Annotated in this window: 23 protein-coding genes; 13 read left to right on the top strand and 10 right to left on the bottom strand. The window is 63.7% G+C overall.

The window, feature by feature from the left end; all coding sequences use genetic code 11:
- Positions 1-4: 4 nt before the first annotated feature.
- Both GGQ88_RS11460 and GGQ88_RS11465 read right to left on the bottom strand, forming a co-directional pair.
- Positions 5-1192, bottom strand: a complete 1188-nt coding sequence (locus GGQ88_RS11460; protein WP_183613346.1) for a glycosyltransferase — start codon at positions 1190-1192, stop codon at positions 5-7.
- 1 nt (position 1193) lies between these two features.
- Complete coding sequence (locus GGQ88_RS11465; RefSeq protein WP_183613348.1) at positions 1194-1766, bottom strand: helix-turn-helix domain-containing protein; 573 nt, start codon at positions 1764-1766, stop codon at positions 1194-1196.
- Positions 1767-1873: 107 nt separating this feature from the next.
- On the opposite strand from GGQ88_RS11465, the gene GGQ88_RS11470 reads away from it, so the two are divergent.
- Positions 1874-2347: a DUF6456 domain-containing protein gene (locus GGQ88_RS11470; RefSeq protein ID WP_183613350.1), complete on the top strand. Its 474-nt coding sequence runs from the start codon at positions 1874-1876 to the stop codon at positions 2345-2347.
- 117 nt (positions 2348-2464) lie between these two features.
- On the opposite strand, the gene GGQ88_RS11475 is transcribed toward GGQ88_RS11470, so the two are convergent.
- The gene (locus GGQ88_RS11475; RefSeq protein ID WP_183613351.1) at positions 2465-4249 is read right to left on the bottom strand and encodes an ABC-F family ATP-binding cassette domain-containing protein; all 1785 of its coding nucleotides are present in this window, start codon (positions 4247-4249) and stop codon (positions 2465-2467) included.
- Positions 4250-4360: 111 nt separating this feature from the next.
- Between GGQ88_RS11475 and GGQ88_RS11480 the strand changes: the two genes are divergently transcribed.
- The 3 genes from GGQ88_RS11480 to GGQ88_RS11490 all read left to right on the top strand — a co-directional run bounded on the left by GGQ88_RS11480 (position 4361) and on the right by GGQ88_RS11490 (position 6864).
- Entirely contained in the window at positions 4361-4663 is a 303-nt protein-coding gene (locus GGQ88_RS11480) for a PepSY domain-containing protein (protein WP_183613352.1), read from the top strand.
- Positions 4664-4764: 101 nt separating this feature from the next.
- The gene (locus tag GGQ88_RS11485; RefSeq protein ID WP_183613353.1) at positions 4765-5442 is read left to right on the top strand and encodes a response regulator transcription factor; all 678 of its coding nucleotides are present in this window, start codon (positions 4765-4767) and stop codon (positions 5440-5442) included.
- A gap of 3 nt (positions 5443-5445) precedes the next feature.
- Positions 5446-6864: a sensor histidine kinase gene (locus tag GGQ88_RS11490; protein WP_425490441.1), complete on the top strand. Its 1419-nt coding sequence runs from the start codon at positions 5446-5448 to the stop codon at positions 6862-6864.
- Here GGQ88_RS11490 and GGQ88_RS11495 read toward each other — a convergent pair.
- The 4 genes from GGQ88_RS11495 to rph form a co-directional block, all read right to left on the bottom strand.
- Positions 6861-7754, bottom strand: a complete 894-nt coding sequence (locus tag GGQ88_RS11495) for a tyrosine recombinase XerC (protein ID WP_183613355.1) — start codon at positions 7752-7754, stop codon at positions 6861-6863. The genes GGQ88_RS11490 and GGQ88_RS11495 overlap by 4 nt on opposite strands.
- Complete coding sequence (gene hemW / locus GGQ88_RS11500; RefSeq protein WP_183613357.1) at positions 7751-8905, bottom strand: radical SAM family heme chaperone HemW; 1155 nt, start codon at positions 8903-8905, stop codon at positions 7751-7753. Before hemW ends, GGQ88_RS11495 begins: the two co-directional genes overlap by 4 nt.
- A gap of 126 nt (positions 8906-9031) precedes the next feature.
- On the bottom strand, positions 9032-9658 hold the full coding sequence (gene rdgB / locus GGQ88_RS11505) for an RdgB/HAM1 family non-canonical purine NTP pyrophosphatase (protein WP_183613359.1): 627 nt from the start codon (positions 9656-9658) through the stop codon (positions 9032-9034).
- Positions 9659-9808: 150 nt separating this feature from the next.
- Positions 9809-10522, bottom strand: a complete 714-nt coding sequence (rph, locus tag GGQ88_RS11510) for a ribonuclease PH (protein WP_183613361.1) — start codon at positions 10520-10522, stop codon at positions 9809-9811.
- A gap of 79 nt (positions 10523-10601) precedes the next feature.
- On the opposite strand from rph, the gene hrcA reads away from it, so the two are divergent.
- From hrcA to GGQ88_RS11525, 3 genes are all read left to right on the top strand, one after another.
- Positions 10602-11666 carry a heat-inducible transcriptional repressor HrcA gene (gene hrcA / locus GGQ88_RS11515; RefSeq protein ID WP_183613363.1) on the top strand — a complete coding sequence of 355 codons (1065 nt, stop codon included), beginning with the start codon at positions 10602-10604 and terminating at the stop codon, positions 11664-11666.
- A complete protein-coding gene (locus GGQ88_RS11520) occupies positions 11663-12235 on the top strand; it encodes a nucleotide exchange factor GrpE (RefSeq protein WP_183613365.1) in 573 nt (190 codons plus the stop codon). The genes hrcA and GGQ88_RS11520 overlap by 4 nt, the downstream gene beginning before the upstream one ends.
- A 182-nt stretch (positions 12236-12417) precedes the next feature.
- Complete coding sequence (locus GGQ88_RS11525) at positions 12418-12678, top strand: YMGG-like glycine zipper-containing protein (RefSeq protein WP_183613367.1); 261 nt, start codon at positions 12418-12420, stop codon at positions 12676-12678.
- Here GGQ88_RS11525 and GGQ88_RS11530 read toward each other — a convergent pair.
- Together GGQ88_RS11530 and GGQ88_RS11535 are read right to left on the bottom strand one after the other, a co-directional pair.
- Positions 12675-13163: a vgr related protein gene (locus GGQ88_RS11530; protein ID WP_343057184.1), complete on the bottom strand. Its 489-nt coding sequence runs from the start codon at positions 13161-13163 to the stop codon at positions 12675-12677. The two genes, GGQ88_RS11525 and GGQ88_RS11530, sit on opposite strands and share 4 nt — an antisense overlap.
- Complete coding sequence (locus tag GGQ88_RS11535) at positions 13160-13687, bottom strand: copper chaperone PCu(A)C (protein WP_183613369.1); 528 nt, start codon at positions 13685-13687, stop codon at positions 13160-13162. The genes GGQ88_RS11530 and GGQ88_RS11535 overlap by 4 nt, the downstream gene beginning before the upstream one ends.
- 188 nt (positions 13688-13875) lie before the next feature.
- Between GGQ88_RS11535 and dnaK the strand changes: the two genes are divergently transcribed.
- Positions 13876-15783 carry a molecular chaperone DnaK gene (dnaK, locus tag GGQ88_RS11540; protein ID WP_183613370.1) on the top strand — a complete coding sequence of 636 codons (1908 nt, stop codon included), beginning with the start codon at positions 13876-13878 and terminating at the stop codon, positions 15781-15783.
- A gap of 72 nt (positions 15784-15855) precedes the next feature.
- Entirely contained in the window at positions 15856-16986 is a 1131-nt protein-coding gene (gene dnaJ, locus GGQ88_RS11545) for a molecular chaperone DnaJ (RefSeq protein WP_183613371.1), read from the top strand.
- A gap of 103 nt (positions 16987-17089) precedes the next feature.
- Here the strand turns inward: dnaJ and GGQ88_RS11550 are convergent, their stop codons facing one another.
- Entirely contained in the window at positions 17090-19405 is a 2316-nt protein-coding gene (locus tag GGQ88_RS11550) for a patatin-like protein (RefSeq protein ID WP_183613373.1), read from the bottom strand.
- Between the two features lie 124 nt (positions 19406-19529).
- On the opposite strand from GGQ88_RS11550, the gene GGQ88_RS11555 reads away from it, so the two are divergent.
- The 4 genes from GGQ88_RS11555 to prsR all read left to right on the top strand — a co-directional run bounded on the left by GGQ88_RS11555 (position 19530) and on the right by prsR (position 24908).
- Positions 19530-19808, top strand: a complete 279-nt coding sequence (locus GGQ88_RS11555) for a hypothetical protein (protein WP_183613375.1) — start codon at positions 19530-19532, stop codon at positions 19806-19808.
- Positions 19809-19997: 189 nt separating this feature from the next.
- On the top strand, positions 19998-21383 hold the full coding sequence (locus GGQ88_RS11560) for a TIGR03013 family XrtA/PEP-CTERM system glycosyltransferase (protein ID WP_183613735.1): 1386 nt from the start codon (positions 19998-20000) through the stop codon (positions 21381-21383).
- 10 nt (positions 21384-21393) lie between these two features.
- On the top strand, positions 21394-23532 hold the full coding sequence (prsK, locus tag GGQ88_RS11565; RefSeq protein ID WP_183613377.1) for an XrtA/PEP-CTERM system histidine kinase PrsK: 2139 nt from the start codon (positions 21394-21396) through the stop codon (positions 23530-23532).
- The gene (prsR, locus tag GGQ88_RS11570; RefSeq protein WP_183613379.1) at positions 23532-24908 is read left to right on the top strand and encodes a PEP-CTERM-box response regulator transcription factor; all 1377 of its coding nucleotides are present in this window, start codon (positions 23532-23534) and stop codon (positions 24906-24908) included. The genes prsK and prsR overlap by 1 nt, the downstream gene beginning before the upstream one ends.
- Positions 24909-24957: the final 49 nt, after the last annotated feature.

Below are 24957 nucleotides of genomic sequence, written 5' to 3' on the forward strand. Positions count from 1 at the left end.
AAGCTTAGGGCTTCGCCGCCGCTTTTTCGTAGATCTCTGCGAGCGCAACGGCGTTGGCGCCCCAACTGAAGCGTTCCGCGTTTCTGGCGACGTCTTGTGCTGCCACTGGGTTGGCGAGCAGATCGGCGACAGCTTCGGCGATGGCTTCGGGCGTGCGTTCGGCGATCCGGCCCGCGCTGTTATCCTGCACCACTTCGCGCGCGCCGCCGACGTCGGGGATGACCACCGGCGTGCCGCAGGCGATGGCTTCAATCCACGCGTTGGCGAGGCCTTCGCGTTCCGATGGCAGGACCATGACATCGGCGGCGCAAAGCAACTGGGGCAGCAGATCATGCTCGACAGCGCCGAGGAACTGCACGCGATCATCCAGGCCGAGCTGAGTAACGAGCGCTTTGAGGGCGCGTTCTTCTCCGCCGGTGCCGGCGATGGCGAGGCGGACGTCTTCGGGCAACAGGGTGAGCGCGCGGATCGCTAAGGCCTGACCTTTAAGCGGTACGAGCGCGCCAACACAGAGGAGCAGCGGCCCTCTCGACCAAACCTGCAACGAAGGGATGGCTGAGATGAGTTGCCGAGCGGCGGGGCGCCCTATCGGACAGAAGCGCGCGCGATCGAGCCCGGTGTAGTGCACGGTGATGCGGTCTTCAGGCATGCCGAGCGCGGCCATGTCGCGGGCGAGTGCGCGCGACACCGAGACTAGTGCGCTTGCCTGATCAGCGGCGGCAAGCATCTGGCGACGGGCGAAGGCCTTTCCACCCCACAGGTGAATGTCCGAGCCGCGCGCCTTGATCGTCAGTGGAAGCCCGAGTTCGCGCGCGATCTTGGCTGCGGCGGGGCCGTCGGGATAGAAAAACTGCGCATCGATCAGGTCGAACGGGTTTTCGGCATGGAGACGCTTGGCCAGCGGCATGACGGCGTGAGCGATCAGCGACGGGTTGATCGGTCCCGAGAGGCCCGGAATCAGCGTGAAGCGCGGGTGATACACGGTCACGTCGCCTTGGCGTTCCTGGGCGGGGATTGCGCGCAGGCTCTCATAGCGCTTGAGCGGCAGCGGTGGCAGGCCGACCGGGTTGATCACCGTCACGTCCCAGTCACCGCGCGCCGCCAGCGCCTCCATCTGGCGCGCGACGAAGCGCCCGAAGCCGGTGCGGCCGGGTGCGGGGTAGAGCGTCGAAAGCGAGAGCAGACGCTTCAAATCAGAGCTTCCGCACCAGCATTTCGCCGACGCCCAGCCATGGCGGACGATCGATCACCACCTGCCGCTGACCGGCACCGGGCGGGAGCAGGGCGATGCGCCCATCGCGCTGGTCGATCAGGCGTCCGAAGGCGAACCGCCCGCCCGGTCGAGGCGCGAGCACATCGCGATTGAAGGCACGCGCGAAATCTTCAGGATCGGTCTGGCGCAGCCATACCTGATCTCCGGCGCGGTACTCGCCCGCGCTGACATCGACGACCATCGCCATCAGTCGCGCAGAGCCATCGAGCGCGACCGGAAGGATCGCGTCCATCGGCTTGGCAAGCGCTTCGGCGCCCTGCAGGCCGAGCCGCGCCACCAGCCGCGCAGGAGATTCCTCGTCTGCCTTGACCAGCAATTGTGCTTCAACGCCCAAGGCTGCGCCGATGCGGTTCATCCAGACGAGCGAGAGGCTGCGCATGCCGGTCTCGAGCCGTCCGATGGTCTGCGCCGTCGTCGGCGGGGTGCAACGCGCAGCTACGTCGGCCAGCGTCATGCCCTTCTGGCGGCGAATATCGCGAATTCGGTTGATCATCGGGCAATCTTCTTAACCGCTGCGGTTTCTTTTTTCGCTTTCCTACAAACGGGCGAGCGAGGCAAGAGCTTTGCGTGTTCTGCAAATGTTCAAGGGGGAAAGCGGTTATGGCGCAAGTGCTGGCAACGCGCGAATTAACGTCCGAAGGTCCGCGTCGGAACGGCGACGTTACGCCGCGATCGCGCACGGCTTCGGTCAATCTGGCAGAATCGCCGCTGACCTGGCTGCATTCGCGAGGCCACCTGACCGATCGGCAGTACGATGCAGGCGAACGCCTGCGTGCCGACTACGAACGTGCCCAGATGGCGCCGTCTATCACGATGCGCTGGGACGCGGTGCGGATCGCAGGGACTGGGGATCGCGGGCTGAGTGGAAGCGAGAGGCAGATGGCGGCGAAGGCGCGGTTCGATGCTGCTGTGGCGGCTGCGGGCAATGGTCTGTCGGACATTTTATGGCGTGTGGTCTGTGCCGGTGAGGGGTTACCCGCCGCCGAGAAGACGCTCGAGTGGCCAGCACGGAGCGGCAAGCTTGTGCTGCGCATTGCGCTTGATCGGGTGGCGGACTTTTATCGCGTGGGGTGAGGTTATGCGTTGAGGCCTGAGGTCCCCGCCTTCGCGGGGACGCAGAATGGCTGCTTGCGTGAAACAAACTGTAGCCCGCTCCCCCGCGAAGGCGGGGGCCTCAGGCGTCTCGCGCCGTCACCCTTCGACCAGTTCCGCTAGTTCGAGCCAGCGCTCTTCGGCCGCTTCCTTTTCCGCGCGGGTCTTTGCGATTGCCTGCATGAGCGTGTCGAACTTCTTCGGGTCGCGGGTGTAGAGGTCCGGGTCAGCCAGTTCCGTCTCACCCCGAGCAATGGCGGCGTCGAGTTCCTCGATCCGTGCGGGGAGGATCTCGTAGTCGCGCTGGTCCTTGTAGGTGAGCTTGCCCTTTTTGGCAGGCGGGGGCGGCGGCGAGGCTTCCTGCTTTGGCGCAGACTTGCTCGGGCCGGGAGCCTTGCGGCTCTTGCGCAGCTTTTCCCAGTCAGCATAGCCGCCTGCGACGATATCGACGCGGCCCGAACCGTCCATGCCCAGCGTGATGGTGACCGTGCGGTCCAGGAAATCGCGGTCATGGCTGACGATCAGCACGGTGCCATCGTAGTCCGAGATGACTTCCTGCAGCAGGTCGAGCGTTTCGAGATCGAGATCGTTGGTCGGCTCATCAAGCACCAAGAGGTTCGAGAATCGGGCGAATTCACGCGCCAGCAGCAGCCGCGAGCGTTCGCCGCCCGACAGCGTGCCGATCCGCGCTTCGACCAGGCCGGGATCGAACAGGAAGTCCTTGAGATAGCCGTGGATGTGCTTGCGCACGCCGCGCACGTCGATCCAGTCGCTGCCATCGGCGAGCACATCGCGCACGCGCTTTTCAGGCGCCATCAGGCTGCGCTGCTGGTCGATGAACACGCCTTGCAGCGTCTTGGCCAGCGTGATCGTGCCGCTGTCGGGTTCGAGCTCTCCGGTGAGCAGCTTGAGCAGCGTCGTTTTCCCCGCACCGTTCGAGCCGACCACGCCGATGCGGTCCTTGCGCGTGATGCGCAGGGTGAAGTCCTTGACGATCGGGCGTTCACCGAACGACTTGTTGACATGATCGGCCACGATGACCGCCTTGCTCTTGGCGTCGTCGCTAGACAGGGCCAGCTTTGCCGTGCCTTGCGGGGTGAGCATCGCGGCACGCTGCGCACGCATCTCCCACAGCTTTTCGAGGCGGCCCTGGTTGCGTTTGCGCCGGGCGGTGACCCCGCGTTCGAGCCAATGGGCTTCGATCTTGAGCTTGGCGTCGAGCTTGTCGGCGGCGCGTGCTTCCTCGGCGTAGACGGTTTCCATCCATGCTTCGTAGCCGCCGAAGCCGATGTCCTTGCGGCGGATCGTCCCGCGATCGAGCCACAGCGTCGCCTTGGTCAGGCGATCGAGGAAGGTGCGGTCATGGCTGATCACCACGAACGCGCCCTTGTAGCGCATCAGCCAGTCTTCGAGCCAGTCGATCGCAGCAAGGTCGAGGTGGTTGGTCGGCTCGTCCAGCAAGAGCAGGTCAGGCTCGCTGGCAAGCGCGCGGGCGAGCGCAGCGCGGCGACGCTCGCCACCGCTGGCGCTATCGGCCTTGCGCGAAAGATCAATGCCGAGCTGGCCTGCGATAGCCTCGACTTCATGACGCGGCGGCGCGTCCTTGCCCGACAGCGCGAAGTCCATCAGCGTATCGTAGCCCGTAAAGAACGGGTCCTGTTCGAGCGTGATGATGCGCGTGCCGGGCTGGACCGAGCGGGTGCCCTTGTCCGCCTCGACCTTTCCGCCGATCAGCTTGAGCAGCGTGGTCTTGCCCGCGCCGTTGCGTCCGATCAGCGCCAGCCGGTCGCGCGGACCGATGTTGACGTCGAGATCGCTGAAGAGCCAGCCATTGCCCTGGATAAGGCCAAGGCCTTCCCAGCTGAGGATCGGTGCTGCTGCCATGAGGCGCGCTTAGCCGCGACGCCGCGCGGGCGCAACGGCCACAGCCTGAATGAATTGCGGCACAGATATTCACCAGTTGTTCAATGCATCGCAGGTAGGCACGGTGTCATCATGCGCTTTGCCATCACCCTCCTTGTAGCCTCTCTGGCCCATGTCGTTCCAACGGTGTCGCTTGCGCAACAGCAGCGGCCCGACGAGCAGAACGAGGTGCGCCGCGATCTGCGGTCGGGCGCGGTGCGATCACTGCGCGACATCGAGCGGCGCGTGCTGCCGACGAAGCCCGGGATGCAGTACCTCGGCCCGGAATACGATCCTTCGGCGATGGTCTATCGGCTGAAGTTCATCCGCGACGGGCGCGTGGTGTTCGTCGATGTCGATGCGCGGACGGGGCAGGTCGTCGGCGAATCCCGCTGAACGGCACCTTTCTGCACGATTCCTTGACCGTTCAGGTTCGCCACCCCATTTAGCTGAACAAGTTCGGCGCGAAGGTCGCGTCCAGCAGGGGTACACCTTTCATGCGCATCCTGATCGTCGAGGATGAACCCACTCTCGGCAAGCAGCTCAAGTCCACGCTCGAGCAGAATGGCTATGCCGTCGATCTTTCGGTCGATGGTGAAGACGGCCATTTCATGGGATCGACCGAGGAATATGACGCGGTCGTGCTCGATCTTGGCCTGCCCGAGATCGATGGCCTGACCGTGCTCGGCATGTGGCGCAAAGAGGGGCGCAAGTTCCCGGTGCTGGTGCTGACCGCGCGCGATTCGTGGTCGGACAAGGTGGCTGGGCTTGATGCTGGCGCGGACGATTACCTCGCCAAACCGTTCCAGACCGAAGAACTGATCGCACGTTTGCGGGCGCTTATCCGCCGCGCCTCGGGCAATTCGTCGTCCGAGCTGATCGCTGGCGACGTGCGGTTGGATACGCGGTCGGGTCGGGTGACGCTCGATGGCGAGCCGGTCAAGCTGACCGCGCAGGAATACAAGCTGCTTTCGTACCTGCTGCACCACAAGGGTAAGGTCGTCAGCCGCACCGAACTGATCGAGCACATCTACGATCAGGATTTCGATCGCGATTCGAACACGATCGAAGTCTTCGTCACGCGTATCCGCAAGAAGCTGGGGCCTGACGTGATCACCACGATTCGCGGGCTTGGTTACAGCCTCGATGATCCGGCTGGGCCCGGTCGCGGTTAAACCGTGGCCGAAAGCAGGCCTGCCCGCGACGCACCCGGTGAACGAGCGGTAGACACGCCGGCTCCGCACACCGGATCGCTGGCGCGGCGCATGCTGCTGATTGCATCGGCGTGGGTGACAGTGCTGCTGCTGGGCGGCGGGTTGGCGCTTGACCAGACGCTGACGGGCCTTGTTACGCGCAACTTCGACGAACAGCTCGAATACATGCTGACCGCGATGGTCGCCTCGGCCGAGATCGGGCCGGATGGGGAGGTGTTTTTCAACCGGCCCTTGGGCGATCAGCGGTTCCTTGAGCCGAACAGCGGGCTGTACTGGCAGATATCCGGGCTGGGCCATGAAGACTTCCCCTCACGATCGTTGTGGGACCGGTCGCTGAAATCGTCGCTCGACAAAAACTATGTCGAGCCGACAATCGAGGACAGCGACCAGTTCGAGGGCGAGCGGCTGCGGACGATCAAGCGATCGGTGATCCTGCCGGGCACCAATACGCTGTGGGAATTCCAGGTCGCCGCCAGCCGGGGCGAGGTCGATTCGCAGATCAGTCGAATCCGTTTGATCCTGATATGGTCGTTCTTCGTGCTGGGTGGCGGGCTGTTCGTGATGGCCGGGCTGCAGACCTACTACGGACTGGGGCCGCTGCGCCGTGTGCGCCGGGCGATTGCGCGGATGCGCGCGGGCGAGGCGAGCCGGGTGACCGATCCGCTGCCACTCGAGGTGCAGCCACTGGTCGAGGAGTTGAACGGACTTCTGGCCCATTCTGAACGCCAAGCCGAGGAAGCGCGCACGCACGCGGGCAATCTGGCGCACGCACTGAAGACGCCGCTGACGGTGGTCATGAACGCGGCGACCGCAAAGGCAGACGATCTTGCTGACACCGTCATTCGCGAGGCAGCGGTCATGAGGCGGCAGGTGGATCATCACCTCGCCCGGGCTCGCGCCGTGGGTAGGCGCGCCGTCGGCCTGTCGCGCGCATCGGTGTGGGAAAGCGCCAAGGCGGTAGAGCGCGCAGTGGTGCGGCTTTATCCGAACGCGCGACTGGACATGAGCGGCAATCGCAACGCCGAAGTGTCGATCGAGCGGCAGGATCTGGATGAAATCCTCGGCAATCTTATCGAGAACGCCGCGAAGTACGGTGGGGGATCGGTGTTCGTGACGGTCGATGCCGCACCGTCCGACGCCAAGTGCTGCGAGATCTGGGTCGAGGATGACGGCATGGGCATCCCAGAGGACGCGCGCGAGCGGATTTTCGACCGAGGCGCTCGGCTCGATACCGGCAAGCCAGGCACAGGGCTTGGTCTGGCGATCGTCCGCGACGTTGCCGAGATTTACGGCGGTGGTGTCGAACTGCGTGAGAGCGAGGATTTGGGCGGGTTGCTGGCGGTGTTGCGATTGCCGCGCCCGCCTGCGCTCAAAACCCTTTAAGCCCGCGGATGGGCGTTGCGGTAAACGTCCAGTAGTGTGGCTGCATCGACTTGCGTGTAGATCTGCGTCGACGACAGGCTGGCGTGCCCGAGCAGTTCCTGCAGGCTGCGCAAGTCGGCTCCCGCCCCCAGCAAATGCGTGGCGAAAGAGTGGCGGAGGGCGTGGGGTGTGGCCGTGGCGGGCAGGCCGAGCGTGACGCGCGCGCGGGCGACGGCGCGCTGGACCATGCCCTGCGATAGCGGGCCGCCTTTTGCCCCACGGAACAGGGGCTGGTCCTTGGTGAGCGGCCAAGGGCAGAGCTGAGCATATTCGGCGACTGCGGCTTGCACGATGGGCAGGAGTGGGACGACTCTTTGGCGATTGCCCTTGCCTGTAACGGTCAGTTTTTCGCTAAGCGGTAAGACGGAAGCCGGCAGCGCCAGCGCCTCGGCAATGCGCATTCCGGCCCCGTAGAGCAGCAGGAGTACCGCGCGATCTCGCGCTGCGATCCATGGGACTGTCGCGTCGTCAGCCACGGTCTCTGCGAGGTTGACAGCTTCGTCCGGCGTGATTGGGCGGGGCAGGCCTTTCTTGACGCGAGGACCGCGCAGGCGGGGGCGGCTGGTGTCGGCGAGGCCCGCCTGCTCACGTGCGAAGGCGATGAAAGTCTTGAGCGCGGACAATTCCCGTGCCGCAGAGACATTGCCAAGGCCATCGGCGCGGCGTGTCGCGAGGTGGGTGCGCAGGATCGCGGCGTTAAGGTCGGCGATGGAGTTCCAGTCCTGCCCCGGGGGCAAGGCGTGGAGCATGCGGGCGGCGGTGGCGGCATAGGCGCGGACGGTGTGCGGGGAGCGGCGGCGTCCCAGGGCTAGATAGCTGTTCCAGGCGTCAAGGATTTCCGCAGTAGTCATGCGCTGACAAGTGCATTGGGCACAAGTTCCGCCAGCAGGGCTTCGAGCAGTGGAGAGCCTTGCTCGGTGACCTGCAGGCGGGTCCCGGTGTCGTGAAGGTGGCCGATCGAGGTGTAGAGTTTGCGTTTGGCCGGGTCGATCAGGTCTGTCTCGGCAAAGCCGAAGCGGGCGGCGAGTTTGGCGGGCTCGATGCCTTCGGTCAGGCGCAGGCCCATGAGCACGGCTTCCATTGCCTGATCGGACGGCGACAGTATGGTTTCCTCGGCGATGCCGTGGCTTTTTTCGGCGATGCCGCGCAAGTAGTTTTCAGGCTTGCGGTGGCGCACGGTAGCGTTGCTCAGTCTACGCCCGTGCGCGCCGGGCCCTATCCCGATGTAATCGTGATAGCGCCAGTACGTCAGGTTGTGGCGGCTTTCTTCGCCGGGGCGGGCGTGGTTGCTGGTTTCATACGCGGGCAATCCCGCTGCTGCGGTGAGTTTGCGGGTGAGCGTGAACAGGTCGGCGGCAGCGTCATTGTCGAGCGGGTCGAGCTTGCCTTCACGGACGAGCGTGGCGAAGCGGGTGCCGGGTTCGATGGTCAGCTGATAGAGCGACAGGTGGCCGGTTCCGAATGCTAAAGCGCGCTTTAGCTCGGCTTCCCAAAGTTCCGGCGTGTGCCCGGGGCGGGCGTAGATCAGGTCGAAGCTGACGCGCCCGAACAGGCTTTGCGCAAGATCCAGGGCGACAAGGCTTTCCTTGACGTCATGAAGGCGGCCGAGGAATTTCAAGGTGTTGTCGTCGAGCGCTTGCAGCCCAAGCGAGACGCGGTTGATACCGGCGGCGGCGAGGGCAGCGAAATTTGCGGCTTCGACGGAGCTTGGATTGGCTTCGAGAGTGATTTCAATGTCGGGTGCAAAGCCCCACAGGCGTTCGGCTTCGGAGAGCAGGGTTGCGACGAGCGCAGGCGGCATTAGCGAGGGTGTGCCACCGCCGAAGAAGATCGAGGCAAGCGGGCGGCCGGGGGTGAGGCAGGCTTCATGTCGCATGTCTGCGAGCAGGGCGGCAGTCCATGCATCGATATCGGTACGTGCGCGAACGTGGCTGTTGAAGTCGCAGTAGGGGCACTTTGCGAGGCAGAATGGCCAGTGGATGTAGAGTGCTAAGGGTTGCATCGGGCAATCTGTAGCATTGTTCTGTGCCCCCGCCTACGCGGGGGAGCGGCCAAGTTATTTCGGATCTCACAAGCTGAATCGGCTTCCCCGCGAAGGCGTGGATCTCGGGCGCAACGCGCAAAGGCGTTAAATGCAGAACTGATCTTCGACCAGTTTCGCGAAGGCGTCGGCGCGATGGCTGATTTCGTGCTTTTCGGCTGGGTCGAGCTCGGCGAAGGTGCGGTCGTAACCTGCGGGCACGAACACAGGGTCATAGCCGAAGCCGAGCGTGCCGCGTGGTGGCCAGGTGAGCGTGCCTGACGCGCGGCCTTCGTAGACGGCGGTTTGGCCATCGGGCCAAGCGATTGCGAGGACGCAAGCGAAATGGGCGTGGCGTGGCGTATCGGGACCAAGTTCGGCAAGTTTGCCTTCGACCTTGCCCATGGCCATGTACCAGTCGCGGCGCGGACCGCCCTCGAACACATCGGCCTCGGCCCAGTCCGCGGTGTAGACGCCCGGAGCACCGCCGAGCGTGTCAACGCAGAGGCCGGAGTCATCGGCGAGCGAGGCGATCTGCGAGGCTTGCGCTGCTGCCCGCGCCTTGATCAGCGCGTTTTCGGTGAAGGTCGTGCCTGTCTCGGCCGGTTCGGGCAGGCCGAGCGCGCCCGCAGACAGGCACTCGATGCCATAAGGGGCGAGCAGGGCCTGAATTTCCTTAAGCTTGCCTGCGTTATGCGTGGCGATGACAAGCTTGCCGGTGCCGAGACGGGGCATTTTCGTGTCCTTCCACCTCAGTCGCCATCCCCGCGTAGGCGGGGATCCAGTTCGGCGGTTGCTACTGGATTCCCGCCTGCGCGGGAATGACGAAGCTACGTTGATTGGCGCTCAATCCAGTGAGGCCCCGCCTTCGCAAGCCGGTGTCGCTTACCGAACCGCCTTGTCCTGCGCGGCGAAGATCTGCTCGCAGCCCATGCGCGAAAGGCGCAGGAGGCGGAGCAGGGCTTCCTCGTCGTAAGTCGCGCCTTCGGCCGTGGCCTGGACTTCGGCGATGTGGCCGCCTTCGATCAGCACGAAGTTGGCGTCGGCATCGGCCGAGGAGTCCTCGATATAGTCGAGGTCGAGCACCGGCGTGCCGTTCACGATACCGCAGGAGATTGCCGCGACCTTGCGGGTCAGCGGGTCTTCCTTGATCGCGCCGCTGGCGAGCAGGCCTTGGACGGCAAGACGCAGGGCGATCCATGCGCCCGAGATAGAGGCGGTGCGGGTGCCGCCGTCGGCCTGGATCACGTCGCAATCGAGCGTGATCTGGCGCTCGCCCAGCTTCTTCATGTCAGTGACCGAACGCAGCGAGCGACCGATCAGGCGCTGGATTTCCTGCGTGCGGCCCGACTGCTTGCCTTTGGCCGCCTCACGGCTTCCGCGTGTATGGGTGGCTCGCGGGAGCATCGAGTATTCTGCGGTAACCCAACCTTCGCCCTTGCCGCGCATGAACGGCGGTACGCGTTCCTCGATCGAGGCGGTGACGAGCACTTTGGTATCGCCGAAGCCGATCAGGACCGAACCTTCTGCATGCTTGGTAAAGCCGGTCTCAACGGTGATGGCGCGCATTTCATCGGGCGCGCGTCCTGACGGTCGCATGGGATTTCCCTTAAAAGTTCGGCCATGCCTCTGGCGCATTGCCCTTGCGCCTGCAAGAGCGGTAAGCACATTGTCCATCATGTCCAGCCCGACCCTTCCAGACCTGACCGAGCGCGCGCGAGAGATTTTTCGTCTCGTGGTCGAAGGGTATATCGCCAACGGGCAGCCCGTCGGCTCGAAGGCCTTGGCCGGCCCTGGCGGAGTCAACCTTTCGCCTGCGTCGATTCGGTCAGTCCTGCAGGAATTGCAGGATGCCGGGCTATTGGCAGCGCCGCATATCAGTGCGGGCCGGATGCCGACCGACATAGGCCTGCGCATGTTCGTCGACGGGATCATGCAGGTGGCCGAGCCCTCGGCAGCCGAACGCGCGCAGATCGAGCGTGGGCTGGTGAGTGGCGGCACGATCGAGAGTGCGCTGGCGGCGGCAAGTTCCGCGCTGTCGGAGCTGTCGGCAGGGGCTGCGGTGGTGATGGTCCCGCGTCGCGAGCCGCGTCTGACGCAGCTGTCATTCGTCGCGCTGTCTCCGGTGCGCGCCTTGGCGGTGCTGGTGGGTGAAGACGGCGGGATCGAGAACCGGGTGATCGACTTGCCCGAGCCGGTCAGCGCATCGGCGCTGGAGGAAGCAGGCAATTATCTGACCAGCCGCCTGATGGGACGTACACTGGCTGAAGCCGTGGCGCTGGTGCGGTCGGAGATTGCGGGCGGCCGCTCTGCGCTCGATGCTGCCAGCTCCGATCTGGTTCAGCGCGGCCTTGCGGTGTGGAGCACCGATGCGGCACAGCGCCCGGTACTGGTGGTACGCGGGCAGGCGAACCTGCTCGACGATGCGGCGTTGCAGGACATCGAGCGTGTGCGGCAATTGCTCGACGAGCTCGAAAGCACCGAAGCCATTGCATCGGTGCTCGACGCCGCGCGGCTGGCACAGGCGACGCGGATTTTCATTGGCAGTGAGAACCGGTTGTTCTCGCTTTCAGGGTCAGCGGTGATCGCCTCACCGTGGCGCGATGGGGACGGCAAGATCGTTGGCGTGGTTGGTGTGATCGGGCCGACGCGGTTGAATTATGCCCGCGTTGTCCCCATGGTGGATTTCACCGCCCAGACGCTGGGCAGATTTATCGGACAAGACGGGTTTTCCAGAAAATGAGCGATAACGAGACACGCCCCCTGAACGAAGCTGGCGACGCAGCAGTCGAAGCCGAACTGAAGGGTGTGCCCGAAGACATGATCGAGCGGCCTGACCATGCAGCCGAGCTGGAGCAGCTCCGCGAGAACCTCGAAGCAGCCAAGCAGGACGTGCTTTACGCCAAGGCCGAGACGCAGAACGTGCGCCGCCGCTTGGAAAAGGACATCGCCGATGCGCGCGCCTATGCCGCGACCGGTTTTGCCCGTGACATCCTGTCGGTGGCCGACAACCTTGCGCGCGCGCTGGAAACGATCCCGGCGGAACTGCGCGAGGACGACAAGTTCAAGAACCTCGTGACCGGGCTCGACGCTACGGGTCGTGAGATCGAGAAGGTGTTTGCGAGCCATGGCATCGTACGCATCGCCGCCAAGGGGCTGCCGCTCGACCCGCATCAGCATCAGGCGATGATCGAGATGCCATCTGCCGATGCGGAACCCGGCACGGTGCTGTCGGAACTGCAGGCGGGTTACATGATCAAGGACCGCCTGTTGCGTCCTGCGATGGTGGCGGTGGCCAAGAAGCCGGATTGATTTCGGATTTCGCAGCGTACCCGCCAATGGGGGGACCTCGTGCGGTTGCACGCTGTGGCCTGAGGCCCCCGCCTTCGCGGGGGAGCAGGGTATTGATGGGACGCTGCACAATACCACTCATCGCATTTGCGGGAACCTGCGGCTGCGTCGCCCGTCCTCTCCGTAACCAACGGAGATTGATCATGCGCAAGATGATGATTGCTACGCTTATTCTGGGTTCGGCAGTTTCGCTCGGCGGCTGCGCGCGCAACTACACCGGTGAAGGTGCAGCGCTTGGTGCGGCAGTCGGTGCCGGCGTCGGTGCCGCGACCGGCGGAGACATCGCGACGGGTGCTGCCATCGGCGGTGCGGTTGGTGCGGCGGGTGGATCGCAGATCCGCAAGGACGGCGATCGTTGCTATGCGCGTGACCGCAACGGCAACGAGTATCGCGTTCGCTGCTAAGCGAACGGAACCACCGACTGAAGCTTAGCTAACGACGGGGCCCCCGGTGACGGGTGGCCCCGTTTTGCCATGAACCAGTGCCGCACGATCTCTGCCTGCTGCTCAATGCCATAGCGGCCGAACGGCTGGCCTTCGACGAAGGTGTAGCCGTAGCGACTGAACGGGTGGCGCATGAGCGGGAGCCACCAGCGGCCGCGCTGCTGGGTTTGCCAGACGTGGACCATCTCGTGGATGAAGAGCCCTTGCGCAGCCAGACCGGCAAGGGCGAAGTCCTCACAATAATGCGGGCTGGCAGGCGCGAAGTGCAAGTGTCCCATCGGCGCCATCACCGTGGCAGTCGGCTGGAAGGGAAACCAACGCCTGCGACGAATGCGGACCGGCTGTGGGTCAATCGCCGACCCGAAGACTTCTGCGACGAGCGCGATTTCGCCGGACGTCAGCGGGCGCTCTCCACCAACCGGGCAGATTGCGCCCGCGCGCGTCACATCGCGCTCATGTCATGGTCCATGCCCGCCGCAGCGCCAAAGGCTTCGACCTTGGCGGGGGCGCTGACCTTGTCGCCATTGTCGAGCGTGATCGTGATTTCGGTTGTCCCGCCAGCCTTGAGCGCATCGCCGACCTCGAACAGCATCACGTGAAGCCCACCAGCTTTGAATTCCGTCGGCTGATCCGGGGTTAGCGCGACGTCCTTGACCGGCTTCATCGAAGATATGCCGTTCGTGGTCGTGGTTTCATGCATTTCCGCGCGGCCGACGCCCTCGACATAGACCCCTGCGATCCGGCGGGGATCGGCGCCTGACAGCGTGGCGGTGAAATAGGCGATGCCGGGGCTGCCGGCCATGGCGGGAAGGCGGACGGTCGCTCCGCTGACCGCGACGCCGGGCGCGCTTTCCGGCCCGGCGATTTCAGATTCGCTGGCCGCAGGCGAGGGCGCATCGGTGTTTTGGCCGCAGCCGGCCAAGGTCAGGGTGATTGCGGAAAGTCCCGCGAGGACAAGCTTGCGCGTCATGTGCGACTCCTGATGCAATTGTGGTGCACGCGGTAAGCGCGCTGGGGCCTTGTGCCAAGTCAAAGCACACCTATATCGCCCGCAACGAGCCGCGTTCCCGTGTACCGAAAGTGCACGGGAGGGCATCTGCCCGGCAGGGGGGTGTCAACGTCCTCGCGGTGTCTGAAATGGAAGGAACTGGGGAAACCATGGCTAAAGTTATCGGTATCGATCTCGGCACGACCAACAGCTGCGTTGCAGTGATGGATGGCGGCACGCCCAAGGTCATTGAAAATTCGGAAGGTGCGCGCACCACGCCGTCGATCGTCGCTTTCACCAAGGATGGTGAACGCCTGATCGGCCAGCCGGCCAAGCGCCAGGCTGTCACCAACGGTGACAACACCATTTTCGCGGTCAAGCGCCTGATCGGCCGCCGCTTCGACGACCCGGTGACCAAGAAGGACACCGAATTGGTCCCCTACACCATCGTCAAGGGCAAGAACGGCGATGCGTGGGTTTCGGCTGGCGGGCAGGACTATAGCCCTTCGCAGATCAGCGCGTTCACGTTGCAGAAGATGAAGGAAACCGCCGAGGCTTATCTCGGTGAGACCGTCACGCAGGCCGTGATCACGGTTCCGGCCTACTTCAACGACGCGCAGCGCCAGGCGACCAAGGACGCCGGGCAGATTGCCGGTCTGGAAGTGCTGCGCATCATCAACGAGCCGACTGCGGCTGCGCTGGCATATGGCCTCGACAAGCAGGACGGCAAGACGATCGCGGTCTATGACCTTGGCGGCGGTACGTTCGATATCTCCGTGCTGGAAATCGGCGACGGCGTGTTCGAAGTGAAGTCAACCAATGGCGACACGTTCCTGGGCGGCGAAGACTTCGACACGGTTGTGGTCGAATATCTGGCCGACCGGTTCAAGGCCAAGGAAAACATGGACCTGCGCGGCGACAAGCTTGCCCTGCAGCGCCTGAAGGAAGCGGCTGAGAAGGCGAAGATCGAGCTGTCTTCGGCCCAGACGACCGAGATCAACCTGCCGTTCATCACTGCCCGCATGGAAGGTGGCTCGACCACTCCGCTCCATCTGGTGGAAACGATCACGCGTTCGGATCTCGAAAAGCTGGTTGCTGCGCTGATCCAGCGTACGCTTGAGCCTTGCAAGAAGGCTCTGGCTGATGCTGGCGTTTCGGCCAAGGACATCGACGAAGTCGTGCTCGTCGGCGGTATGACCCGCATGCCGCGCGTTCGCGAAGTGGTGAAGGACTTCTTCGGCAAGGAACCGCACACCGGCGTGAACCCTGACGAAGTCGTGGCCATGGGCGCTGCCATCCAGGCAGGCGTGCTTCAGGGCGACGTCAAGGACGTGCTGTTGCTCGACGTGACCCCGCTTTCGCTGGGTATCGAGACGCTGGGCGGCATCATGACCCGCATGATCGATCGCAACACGACGATCCCGACCAAGAAGAGCCAGGTCTATTCGACTGCCGAGGACAACCAGCAGGCGGTGACGATCCGTGTCTTCCAGGGCGAGCGCGAAATGGCGCAGGACAACAAGATGCTCGGCCAGTTCGATCTGGTCGGTATCCCGTCTGCACGTCGTGGCGTGCCGCAGATCGAGGTCACGTTCGACATCGACGCCAACGGCATCGTCAACGTTTCGGCCAAGGACAAGGGCACCGGCAAGGAGCAGCAAATCCGCATTCAGGCGTCTGGTGGTCTGTCGGATGCCGACATCGACCAGATGGTCCGCGATGCCGAGAAGTTTGCCGACGAAGACAAGAAGCGTCGTGCAGAAGCCGAAGCGAAGAACAACGCCGAGAGCCTGATCCACGCGACCGAGCGCCAGCTTGAAGAGAACGGCGACAAGGTCGACGCTGCGCTGAAGGCCGAGATCGAAGCGGCGATTGCCGAAGCCAAGACCGCGGTCGAAAGCGGCGATGTCGAGGCGATGAACGCGAAGACTCAGGAACTGACCGACAAGGCCATGAAGATGGGCCAGGCAATCTACGAGAAGGAGCAGGCTGCTGCTTCGTCTCCGGGTGCCGAAGCCCCCAAGGCCGATGATGATGTGGTCGACGCCGAGTTCTCGGAAGTCGACGACACCAAGTGATGTTGCGATGAACCAGACCCGCCGCTTGCGTAAGTGCGCTGGCGGCGGGTCTTTATTTGTCAGGGAAACGCAATGTCGACCGAAATCGACTTTTACGAATTGCTCGAGGTAGAGCGCACCGCCGACGACAAGGTGCTCAAGTCTGCCTATCGCAAGCTGGCGATGAAGTTCCATCCGGACAAGAATCCGGGCTGCGCTGATTCGGAAGCAAAATTCAAGCAGATCAACGAAGCCTACGGCTGCCTGTCCGACCCGCAGAAGCGGGCGGCGTACGACCGCTATGGCCATGCCGCCTTTCAGCAGGGCGGCGGAGGTCAAGCCGGTGGCTTTGGCGGCGGTGGTGACTTCGGCGACATCGGCGACATCTTCGAAACCATTTTTGGTGGTGGATTTGCAGGCGGGCGCCAGCAGGCGCGGCGCGGCGCAGACTTGCGCTACGACATGGAAATCACGCTCGAGGACGCTTTCCACGGCAAGGATTCCGAGATCGCGGTCGAGGTTTCGCAGAAGTGCGAGCCTTGTGCAGGATCGGGCGCGACGCCGGGGACTTCGGCGCGGCGCTGCAACTTGTGCAAGGGCCACGGCAAGGTCCGCGCGCAGCAGGGCTTCTTCATGGTCGAGCGGCCATGCCCGACCTGCCATGGCCGGGGTGAGGTGATCGAATCGCCGTGCAAGCATTGCCGTGGCGAAGGCCGCGTCGATGCCGAGCAGCGTTTGCAGGTGAACATTCCGGCGGGTGTCGACAACGGCACGCGCATCCGTCTTGCAGGCAAGGGCGAGGCGGGGCCATTTGGCGCGCCTGCGGGTGACCTGTACATCTTCCTGCACGTCCAGCGGCACAACATGTTCGAGCGCGAAGGCACGACGCTGATGGCGCGTTGTCCGATCAGCTTTACCAAGGCTGCGTTAGGCGGCGAAGTCGAGATTCCGGGGCTGGACGGCAAAGTCCATGTGATCGAGATCCCGGCGGGTATTCAGTCTGGCAAACAGCTGCGCAAGCGTGGTGCGGGTATGCCCGTGCTGCAGGGGCGTGGCGTCGGCGATCTGGTGATCGAACTGCATGTCGAGACGCCGACAAAGCTTTCGGCGCGCCAGAAGGAATTGCTGCGCGAATTCCAGGCTTCGGAGACGGGGGAGGAATGCCCCCAGTCGAAGGGCTTCTTCGACCGGATCAAGGATGCTTGGAGCGATCTTACTGAATGAGGCTTGGCGTCCCCGCGAGGGCGGGGACCTCAGGCGGTGACGCGCCGAGGCCTGAGGCCCCCGCCTTCGCGGGGGAGCGGGTCATTTTTTGGTCGCTAATATCTCATTCGTCGGCGAACGCTGCAATGACCTCTGCCCTGATCCGATCAGTCAGGCCGGGTTCGGCAACCAGCCTGTCCTGCTCCTCTTCCAAAATCGCGAGAAAAGCATCGCGTTTGAACGCGGCGATGACGGGGCCGGACAGGGGCGTCTCTACCGTCGAAGCGATCAGGTCGATCATCCGTTCTGCGCCGTGGAGCCTGCCCCAGAGGTAGTCGTTCTCGCGATAGGCACGGCTGAAGAACGCGCCGAAGTTGAAGAATTCCACCCCGCGCAGGCACGCGAAGGTGCCGCCCTTGCGGATCGAGGTAGCATCGTCGGGTGATATGCGGTCGACCTTGACCGGGTCGAACTCGCCCATTCCTTCGCCCTGCAGCATCGGCAGCGTGGCTGTGTCGTAGAACGGGAATCCGAGGTAGGCGTGGAGGAAGCGCCGACGGAGCGGCTTTTCCATCGGATCGAGCGCTGCGACCAACATCGCATCGACTTGCAGATCCAGACCGATCAGGTCGCGACGCGCAGCGATTGCCGCAAGGACCGCACCGGGATCGACCGTGGCCACGGCAGCAGTCTCGGCAAAACCCGGTCCAAGGCCTTCGACGGTTTCACGTCCCTGATAGAGCGCCTGCGCGCGGTACACGGCATCGCGCGCAGCCTCGCGCGCCACGGGCGTGATCTCGTCGCTGGCTTCCCATTCATGGGTAAGCCGACGGGCGAGCAATTTCAGGCGGCGGATGCGATAGGCCAGATCGTGCGTGCGGAAGAACACGGCGGCCTGCTCGGTCGCTCCGCCGCGCAAGGCAGAGAGGCGATCCATGCCGCTTTGTGCAAGGTGGCTCCACAAGGCCGCCTCGACCTGATCGGCAGTGGCCGCCTGGGGCGCGGCCGTGTGGATCAGTTCGGTGAGCTCGCAAACGATCCCGACGAGCTTCGTCTGAGCATAGCCATGGAAGGCGTATCCCGCACGTTCCGCCGCAGCTTGCTGCGCCTTGTTGCGCCAAGCGGTGAGGCGACGATTGCTGGGCCGGTCGAAGAACAATGTGTGCCCGAACAGGCCTTCGACCGTCTCCTCGATCTCGGGACGCAGCGCTTCGACGATCGTCCGCAGCCGCGCGCGTTGCTTCGACTGGCGCTCGAGCGCATCGAGGTTGTCGCGGATCGGTTGTTCGCGCGGAATCGATGAGAGCGAACCAAAGATGGCGGAGAAGAACCCGACGGTACGTCCACCCTTTGGCGCGATGCGCATGTGATCGGGGCTGGGATCGATGTAGACGAAGCGTCGGTCGACCTCGCGCCGGGCGGGCCGATCGCGCAACACGCCGATGGCTTGGGCGAACGGGCGATTGACCAGGACCGCGCCATCGACGAGCGCGACGCTGTCGATGGCACCGTGCTTCCAGTGACTGGGCATGATCCGTTCGATGAAGCGGTTGCGACCCGGCCACGCCGTCCCGCGTTCTTCAACCAGGCGGTCGATCTCCTCGATCAGCAAGGGCGGAAACGCGCCGGGGAAACTGGCGGTAGAGCGCGCCGCGAGGACCAGTTCGGGTGTCGCGGCAAGCTCGCGTGGGCCGTTGCGCGACGCATTGTGGCGGAACGCGATCGAGAGGCGGTGCTCGCTTTCGACCACGACAGCAGGACTGTTGAGGCGCAGTTCCTCAAGGTGGCCGTTGAAGTCGGTCGCGGTGACCAGCAGGTCGATCGGGTGGCCTTCGGGCAGCAGGGGATCGCCCTCCGGGGTGGCCGCCATAGCATCGAGGGCGTCAGCGATCATGCGCGAAAAGCCGATGCCGCTGAACGGTGGCGCAAACCAGCGGGCGCGGATGAGGCGCGAGACCTTGCGGCGGACCTCGGATCGGGTGTGCGGCGCGACGGTACTGCTGACGACGTTGCCGGGGCGTTTGAGCACGAACCACACCAGCGGTTGCGCCCAGAACTTGGCAAAGCGGCTCCACGGCTGGGCGTCGGGATCGAGCAGGACGTCGATATCGGCACGCTCGAGCCACATTGCGGTAAGCGGTTCGAGGCTTTGCCCGGTCGCAATGGCCTGCGCCAGGAAAACGCCGTTGATTCCCCCTGCGCTGGCACCCGAGACAATGTCGGCGAGCAGGCGCAGGCGCAAGTCGCGGGTGAGGGCGATTTCCTCGAACAGGCGATGGTATACGGCTTCGACGCCAGCGGGGTGATTGCCCTCGGGGCAGTGGAAGGCACGACTGGCACGCGTTGCGTGCCAAAGTTCCTTGGTCACGCCATGCATGTACACAGCAAGGCTGATGCCGCCGTAACAGACAAGGGCAATGCGCAATTCTTTCTGCCGCATTGCTGCAGCATGGCAGGGAAGCGCGCTCGCTGCCAGTGCGATATCGTGCTGAAGCGGACCGTTCGCGGGAACCGCAATTGGCGCGCGGGTTTGTTCGTTTAGAAACAATAAGCGGAGCGGCAAGATGGTTGAGGAACGCGTTGAAACTCGGGACCCCGATGGTGTGGTCCACACCCGCACCACAGTTTATGACGAAGGCGCGCGCCGCAGTGGAGGCAGCGGATGGGTTGTTGTGCTGCTCGTGTTGCTAGTGCTGGTCGTCGGCGGCTACTTCCTGTTGCAAGCTCAGGACAGCCGGTCGAGCCGCGACAACGCGATTGCCGAGGCTGCTAGCGATGTGGGCAGTGCTGCCAAGCAGGTGGGCAATGCGGCACAAGATGCAGTCGACAGCGACAAAAAATAATCACCGCATTGTAAATTTTGCCGACAATCAAGCAATGTGCTCACACCTAAACTTCTGGAAAACCTGCAGAAATATCACGCTGAATTTTTGGCGACGATTGTCAGAGTAACCGACGCTTTACCCTTTGCAGCCTAAGGCAATTGCGAAGGGTTCGTTCCGAGCCCTGTTGGGGTGACGAGCGCCGGTGCAATGATCCGACTGTTCAAACACTATATCCCGCATTCGGTCCTTCTACTGGGCCTGCTGGATTTCATCCTGCTGATCGTTGCGGGTGAGCTCGGCTGGCAGTTGCGCGCGCACCAGATCGGCATCGATCCAGGAGTCATCCCGATGCGGATGACGCCTCTGCTGCTGTTTGCAGGCCTCGTGCAGATGGCGATGATCGCAGTCGGGGTCTACGGGGCCGACTCCCTGCGGTCGATGCGCTACGCGACGGCGCGGCTACTGGTGGCGGTGAGCCTTGGTATCATTGCGCTATCGGTCGTCTACTTCATGTTGCCCGGACGAACACTTTGGCGTTCGAACCTGCTCTACGCGATGTTCATTTCGATGGCTTTCCTTGTCCTGATCCGGCTCATGCTGGGCGGGCTACTTGGAACAGCGGCATTCCGACGGCGGATACTGGTTCTGGGGGCTGGCGCGCGGGCTGACCGGTTGCGCAAGCTGGGTGACAAGCCCGAGGCAGGGTTTGCCATCGTTGGCTATATCGGAATGAGCAGCAGTGTTCCGGTGGTAATCGAGGCGATCCACCGTGATGCGATCAACAACCTGACGCGCTACGTCGAAAATCTCGGTGTCAGCGAGGTGGTCCTGGCGCTCGAGGAGCGGCGGAATGCTCTGCCGCTGAAGGATCTGTTGCGGATCAAGACGACCGGCGTCCACGTCAACGACTTCTCGACCTTCGTCGAACGCGAAACGGGGCGGGTGGATCTGGACACGGTCAATCCGAGCTGGCTGATCTTTTCGGACGGCTTTTCTTCGGGTCGTGCCTTGTCGAGCGCGTCCAAGCGCATCTTCGACATTACCGCCAGCCTGCTGCTTCTGGCGCTGACGCTCCCGGTGATCGTGCTGTTTGCGCTACTGGTTAAGCTGGACAGCAAGGGTCCGGCGTTCTTCCGGCAGACCCGGGTCGGACTCTTCGGCGAACCGTTCAATCTGCTCAAGCTGCGCTCGATGCGCACCGATGCCGAGATCAATGGTGCGCAGTTTGCGCAGGAGAACGATCCGCGCGTGACCCGCGTCGGACGGATCATCCGCAAGCTGCGGATCGACGAGTTGCCGCAGGCTTGGACTGTGCTGAAAGGCGAGATGAGCTTCGTCGGACCAAGGCCGGAGCGCCCCGAATTCGTGGCGGACCTCGAGGATCAGCTGCCGTATTATGCCGAGCGGCACATGGTAAAACCGGGCATCACCGGCTGGGCGCAGATCAACTACCCCTATGGCGCTTCGATCGAGGATTCGCGGCACAAGCTGGAATACGATTTGTACTACGCCAAGAATTACACGCCATTCCTCGATCTGCTGATCCTCCTCCAGACCCTGCGCGTCGTGCTTTGGCACGAGGGCGCGCGCTGAGGCCGCGGCGATGGCGAGTCCTTTTACCTGGCAAGGCTTCGGGCAGTGGATGTTCATCGCATCCGCGTTCGCGTTCCTGTTGCTTGTCGCCTGGCAATGGGACCGCAGGCGGCGCAAAGGCACGAAAGCTGGCCGTGCCGAGATCGTCACATTTCTGCTGACCGCAGCCTGGTCGCTGATCCTGGCGGCAGGGACCGATCAGACTACAATCCTTGCTCAGTTTTTTGAGAGCCTGCGCAGCCTTTCCTGGCTGGCGTTGACGTTCGTGCTTTTCACGCGCGACGGTCGCCACACCAGTGTGGCACCCATCCGGCCGGTCATCGCCTCGCTGGTGTTCGTCGAGATGCTCCAGCCTGTGCTGCTGCTCGCGCAGATGGAGTCCTACAGCGATATTGCGGCGCGTCAGATGATCTTTCAGATCTCGGTGGTGTTCCGCCTGCTTGTCGCGACAGGCGCGCTGGTGCTGGTGCACAACCTTTATGCAGGTGCGATGGCCCAGCAACGCGTCGCTCTGCGCTGGACCTGTGCCGCGCTGACGATGCTCTGGGGCTACGACCTCAATCTCTATACGATTGTCTACCTATCGCGCGCGATGCCGGTCGAACTTACAAGCTTGCGCGGGTTGGCGCAGCTTGGTGTGGCCGGGTTGCTGGTGATCGGTGCGGTGCGGGGTCGCTCGGCATTGCGCTTCTCGCCGTCGCGCGCGGTCGCGTTCCAGTCGCTGTCGCTGATGGTGATCGGTGCGTACATGATCGTGATGGTCGGCGCTGCGCAGTCGCTCGCGTGGATGGGTGGCAATGCAAGCCAACTGGCGCAACTCGGCTTCGTGCTGGTCACCAGCGTGCTGGTGCTTGCGATCCTGCCTTCGGGACGCGTGCGCGGCTGGCTCAAGGTCATGCTGTCGAAGCACTTTTTCCAGCACCGCTACGACTATCGCGCTGAATGGCTACGTTTTACCCGGACGATCGGGCGGGTCGGCTCGCAGACTCCGCCGTTGCATGAACGCGTGGTCCAGGCCGTTGCCGACATCACCGACAGTTCGGCTGGCCTGCTGCTCGTCCAAGCCGAAAGCGGGGAAATGGTGCTTGCGGCGCGGTGGCAGTGGCCAACCGCCGACGTACCTGCAGAGGCGATTGCAGCATCGGCGATTCCTGCGTTCGAAAAGCGCGGTTTCATCGTCGATCTGGATGAGGTCCGGGCTGGCATCGACTATCAGGGCGAACGGGCCTCGGTTCCGAAATGGCTGATGGAGGAGCATACCGCCTGGGCGCTGGTGCCCTTGCTGCATTTCGACCGGCTGGTTGGTCTGGTCGTGCTGGGACGGCCACTCGTGGCGCGCAAGCTGGACTGGGAAGACTTCGATCTGTTGCGCGTGGTCGGCATGCAGCTGGCGAGCTATCTCGCCGAGCACGCGGGGCAGTCTGCATTGCTCGAAGCCAGCCGGTTCGACGAATTCAACCGGCGCATCGCGTTCGTGATGCACGATATCAAGAATCTTGCGAGCCAGCTCAGCCTGCTGTCGCGCAACGCCGAGAAGCACGCGGAGAACCCCGCCTTTCGCGCGGACATGCTGATTACCCTGCGCAATTCGGCAGACAAGCTCAACGCGCTGCTCGCCAGGCTCTCTCGCTACGGGAATAACGGTGCCGAGCGGATCGAGGATGTGGACGCCAGCGATGTCCTGCGATCCGTCGCTGAGCGCTACAACGCGCCCGGGCAACCGCAAGTTCACGTCACAAGTGGTGCGCCTTGCCGCGTACTCGCCAATCGCGATGCACTGGAGCAGGTCGTGCTGCATCTTGTGCAGAACGCGCTGGATGCGAGTGCGGAGGGTATGGCGGTGTTTCTGCAGGCCCACACCGATGGCCTGCACGGTGCGATCGAGGTAACCGACACCGGCTGCGGGATGAGCGCCGAGTTCATTCGCAACCGGCTGTTCAAGCCGTTCGTTTCGACCAAATCGGGCGGCTTCGGCATCGGTGCGTTCGAGGCGCGTGAACTGGTCCGGGCAATGCGCGGCCGGATCGAAGTTGAGAGCCGCGAAGGGCTCGGGACGCGCTTTACCGTGCGCTTGCCGCTGACGGCGTCGCAAGCATTCATTGATTCAATCGAGGGCGGACGAAGCGCCCCTGACCAAAGGGTAGCGTGATGAGCGAAGCCAAGCCCGGACAGCGGCCTGTGCTGCTGATCGTCGAGGACGATCCCGGCCTGCAGGCGCAATTGAAGTGGGCCTATGAGGACTTCGATGTGGTCATCGCCGGGGACCAGTCCAGCGCCCTTGCGTTGTTGCGGTCCGAGGAGCCTGCCGTGGTCACGCTCGATCTTGGCCTGCCGCCAGACCCGGACGGGACCAGCGAGGGATTCGCTGTGCTCGACCGGATCATGGCCCTGCGGCCCGAGACCAAGGTGATCGTGGCAAGCGGCCATGGCGCGCGCGAAAGTGCGCTCAAGGCTATCGAGAAGGGGGCCTACGACTTCTATCAGAAGCCGGTCGATATCGACGCGCTGGGGTTGATCGTGCGCCGGGCGCTGCACCTGTCGCGGATCGAGAGCGAAAATCGCAACCTCGCCAATCGCGCGACGACCGATAACAAGGTGCTCGGCCGGATGATCACCGCTGCGCCAGAGATGATCAAGGTAGCGCGCACGATCGAGCGCGTGGCCAACACCAACGTCTCGGTCATGCTCCTGGGCGCGAGCGGGACGGGCAAGGAACTGCTGGCGAGGGGCCTGCACGATGCATCGAGCCGCGCTGGCGGATCGTTCGTTGCCATCAACTGCGCCGCAATCCCCGAGAACCTGCTCGAAAGCGAGTTGTTCGGCCATGAAAAGGGTGCCTTCACTGGTGCCGTCAAGACGACCGAAGGCAAGATCGAACTCGCCAGCGGCGGCACGCTGTTCCTCGACGAGGTCGGCGATATTCCCCTGCAGTTGCAGGTCAAGCTGCTGCGCTTTCTGCAGGAGCGGACGATCGAGCGGATCGGTGGACGGCGCTCGATCGAGGTCGATACCCGGATCGTTTGCGCCACGCATCAGAACCTCGAACTCATGATCACCGACGGGCGCTTTCGCGAGGACCTGTACTATCGCCTTGCAGAAATCGTCGTGCGTATTCCCGGCCTGGCCGAACGTCCCGGTGATGCAACGCTGCTGGCCAAGACGTTCCTGAACCGTTTTGCGGCCGAGATGAACCCCAGCGTAAAGGGTCTTGCACCCGATGCGTTGGCGGCGATCGACAGTTGGTCATGGCCCGGAAACGTCCGCGAACTCGAGAACCGGGTGAAGCGCGCGGTGATTATGGCCGATGGCAAACTGGTATCGGCAGCCGATCTCGACCTTCCCGGCAGCGCGCAGGAGGGGCCGTCGCCGCTCAACCTCAAGACCGCGCGCGAGGCGACGGACCGCAAGGTCATCCGCCACGCCCTGGCGCGCAGTGATGGCAACATCTCCAGCACCGCCCGCCTGCTGGGGATCAGCCGACCGACGCTTTATGACCTGCTCAAGACCTACGATCTTCAGAACTAGGCCGGTTGCCGCCGCGCTTGCGCTGTTGGTGCTGGCGTGCCTGCCGGCC

This window comes from Novosphingobium hassiacum (genome assembly GCF_014196055.1).
GTDB lineage: Bacteria > Pseudomonadota > Alphaproteobacteria > Sphingomonadales > Sphingomonadaceae > Novosphingobium > Novosphingobium hassiacum.

What these genes read in the sequence shown, in the direction of transcription:
- prsK (WP_183613377.1), top strand. Translation starts at nt 21,394, where the DNA reads ATGGCGAGTCCTTTTACCTGGCAAGGCTTCGGGCAGTGGATGTTCATC.
- dnaJ (WP_183613371.1), top strand. Translation starts at nt 15,856, where the DNA reads ATGTCGACCGAAATCGACTTTTACGAATTGCTCGAGGTAGAGCGCACC.
- GGQ88_RS11465 (WP_183613348.1), bottom strand. Translation starts at nt 1,766, where the DNA reads ATGATCAACCGAATTCGCGATATTCGCCGCCAGAAGGGCATGACGCTG.
- prsR (WP_183613379.1), top strand. Translation starts at nt 23,532, where the DNA reads ATGAGCGAAGCCAAGCCCGGACAGCGGCCTGTGCTGCTGATCGTCGAG.
- GGQ88_RS11555 (WP_183613375.1), top strand. Translation starts at nt 19,530, where the DNA reads ATGGTTGAGGAACGCGTTGAAACTCGGGACCCCGATGGTGTGGTCCAC.
- GGQ88_RS11535 (WP_183613369.1), bottom strand. Translation starts at nt 13,687, where the DNA reads ATGACGCGCAAGCTTGTCCTCGCGGGACTTTCCGCAATCACCCTGACC.
- dnaK (WP_183613370.1), top strand. Translation starts at nt 13,876, where the DNA reads ATGGCTAAAGTTATCGGTATCGATCTCGGCACGACCAACAGCTGCGTT.
- GGQ88_RS11470 (WP_183613350.1), top strand. Translation starts at nt 1,874, where the DNA reads ATGGCGCAAGTGCTGGCAACGCGCGAATTAACGTCCGAAGGTCCGCGT.
- rph (WP_183613361.1), bottom strand. Translation starts at nt 10,522, where the DNA reads ATGCGACCGTCAGGACGCGCGCCCGATGAAATGCGCGCCATCACCGTT.
- GGQ88_RS11525 (WP_183613367.1), top strand. Translation starts at nt 12,418, where the DNA reads ATGCGCAAGATGATGATTGCTACGCTTATTCTGGGTTCGGCAGTTTCG.
- hrcA (WP_183613363.1), top strand. Translation starts at nt 10,602, where the DNA reads ATGTCCAGCCCGACCCTTCCAGACCTGACCGAGCGCGCGCGAGAGATT.
- GGQ88_RS11495 (WP_183613355.1), bottom strand. Translation starts at nt 7,754, where the DNA reads ATGACTACTGCGGAAATCCTTGACGCCTGGAACAGCTATCTAGCCCTG.
- rdgB (WP_183613359.1), bottom strand. Translation starts at nt 9,658, where the DNA reads ATGCCCCGTCTCGGCACCGGCAAGCTTGTCATCGCCACGCATAACGCA.
- GGQ88_RS11485 (WP_183613353.1), top strand. Translation starts at nt 4,765, where the DNA reads ATGCGCATCCTGATCGTCGAGGATGAACCCACTCTCGGCAAGCAGCTC.
- GGQ88_RS11520 (WP_183613365.1), top strand. Translation starts at nt 11,663, where the DNA reads ATGAGCGATAACGAGACACGCCCCCTGAACGAAGCTGGCGACGCAGCA.
- GGQ88_RS11550 (WP_183613373.1), bottom strand. Translation starts at nt 19,405, where the DNA reads ATGCGGCAGAAAGAATTGCGCATTGCCCTTGTCTGTTACGGCGGCATC.
- GGQ88_RS11560 (WP_183613735.1), top strand. Translation starts at nt 19,998, where the DNA reads ATGATCCGACTGTTCAAACACTATATCCCGCATTCGGTCCTTCTACTG.
- GGQ88_RS11475 (WP_183613351.1), bottom strand. Translation starts at nt 4,249, where the DNA reads ATGGCAGCAGCACCGATCCTCAGCTGGGAAGGCCTTGGCCTTATCCAG.
- hemW (WP_183613357.1), bottom strand. Translation starts at nt 8,905, where the DNA reads ATGCAACCCTTAGCACTCTACATCCACTGGCCATTCTGCCTCGCAAAG.
- GGQ88_RS11480 (WP_183613352.1), top strand. Translation starts at nt 4,361, where the DNA reads ATGCGCTTTGCCATCACCCTCCTTGTAGCCTCTCTGGCCCATGTCGTT.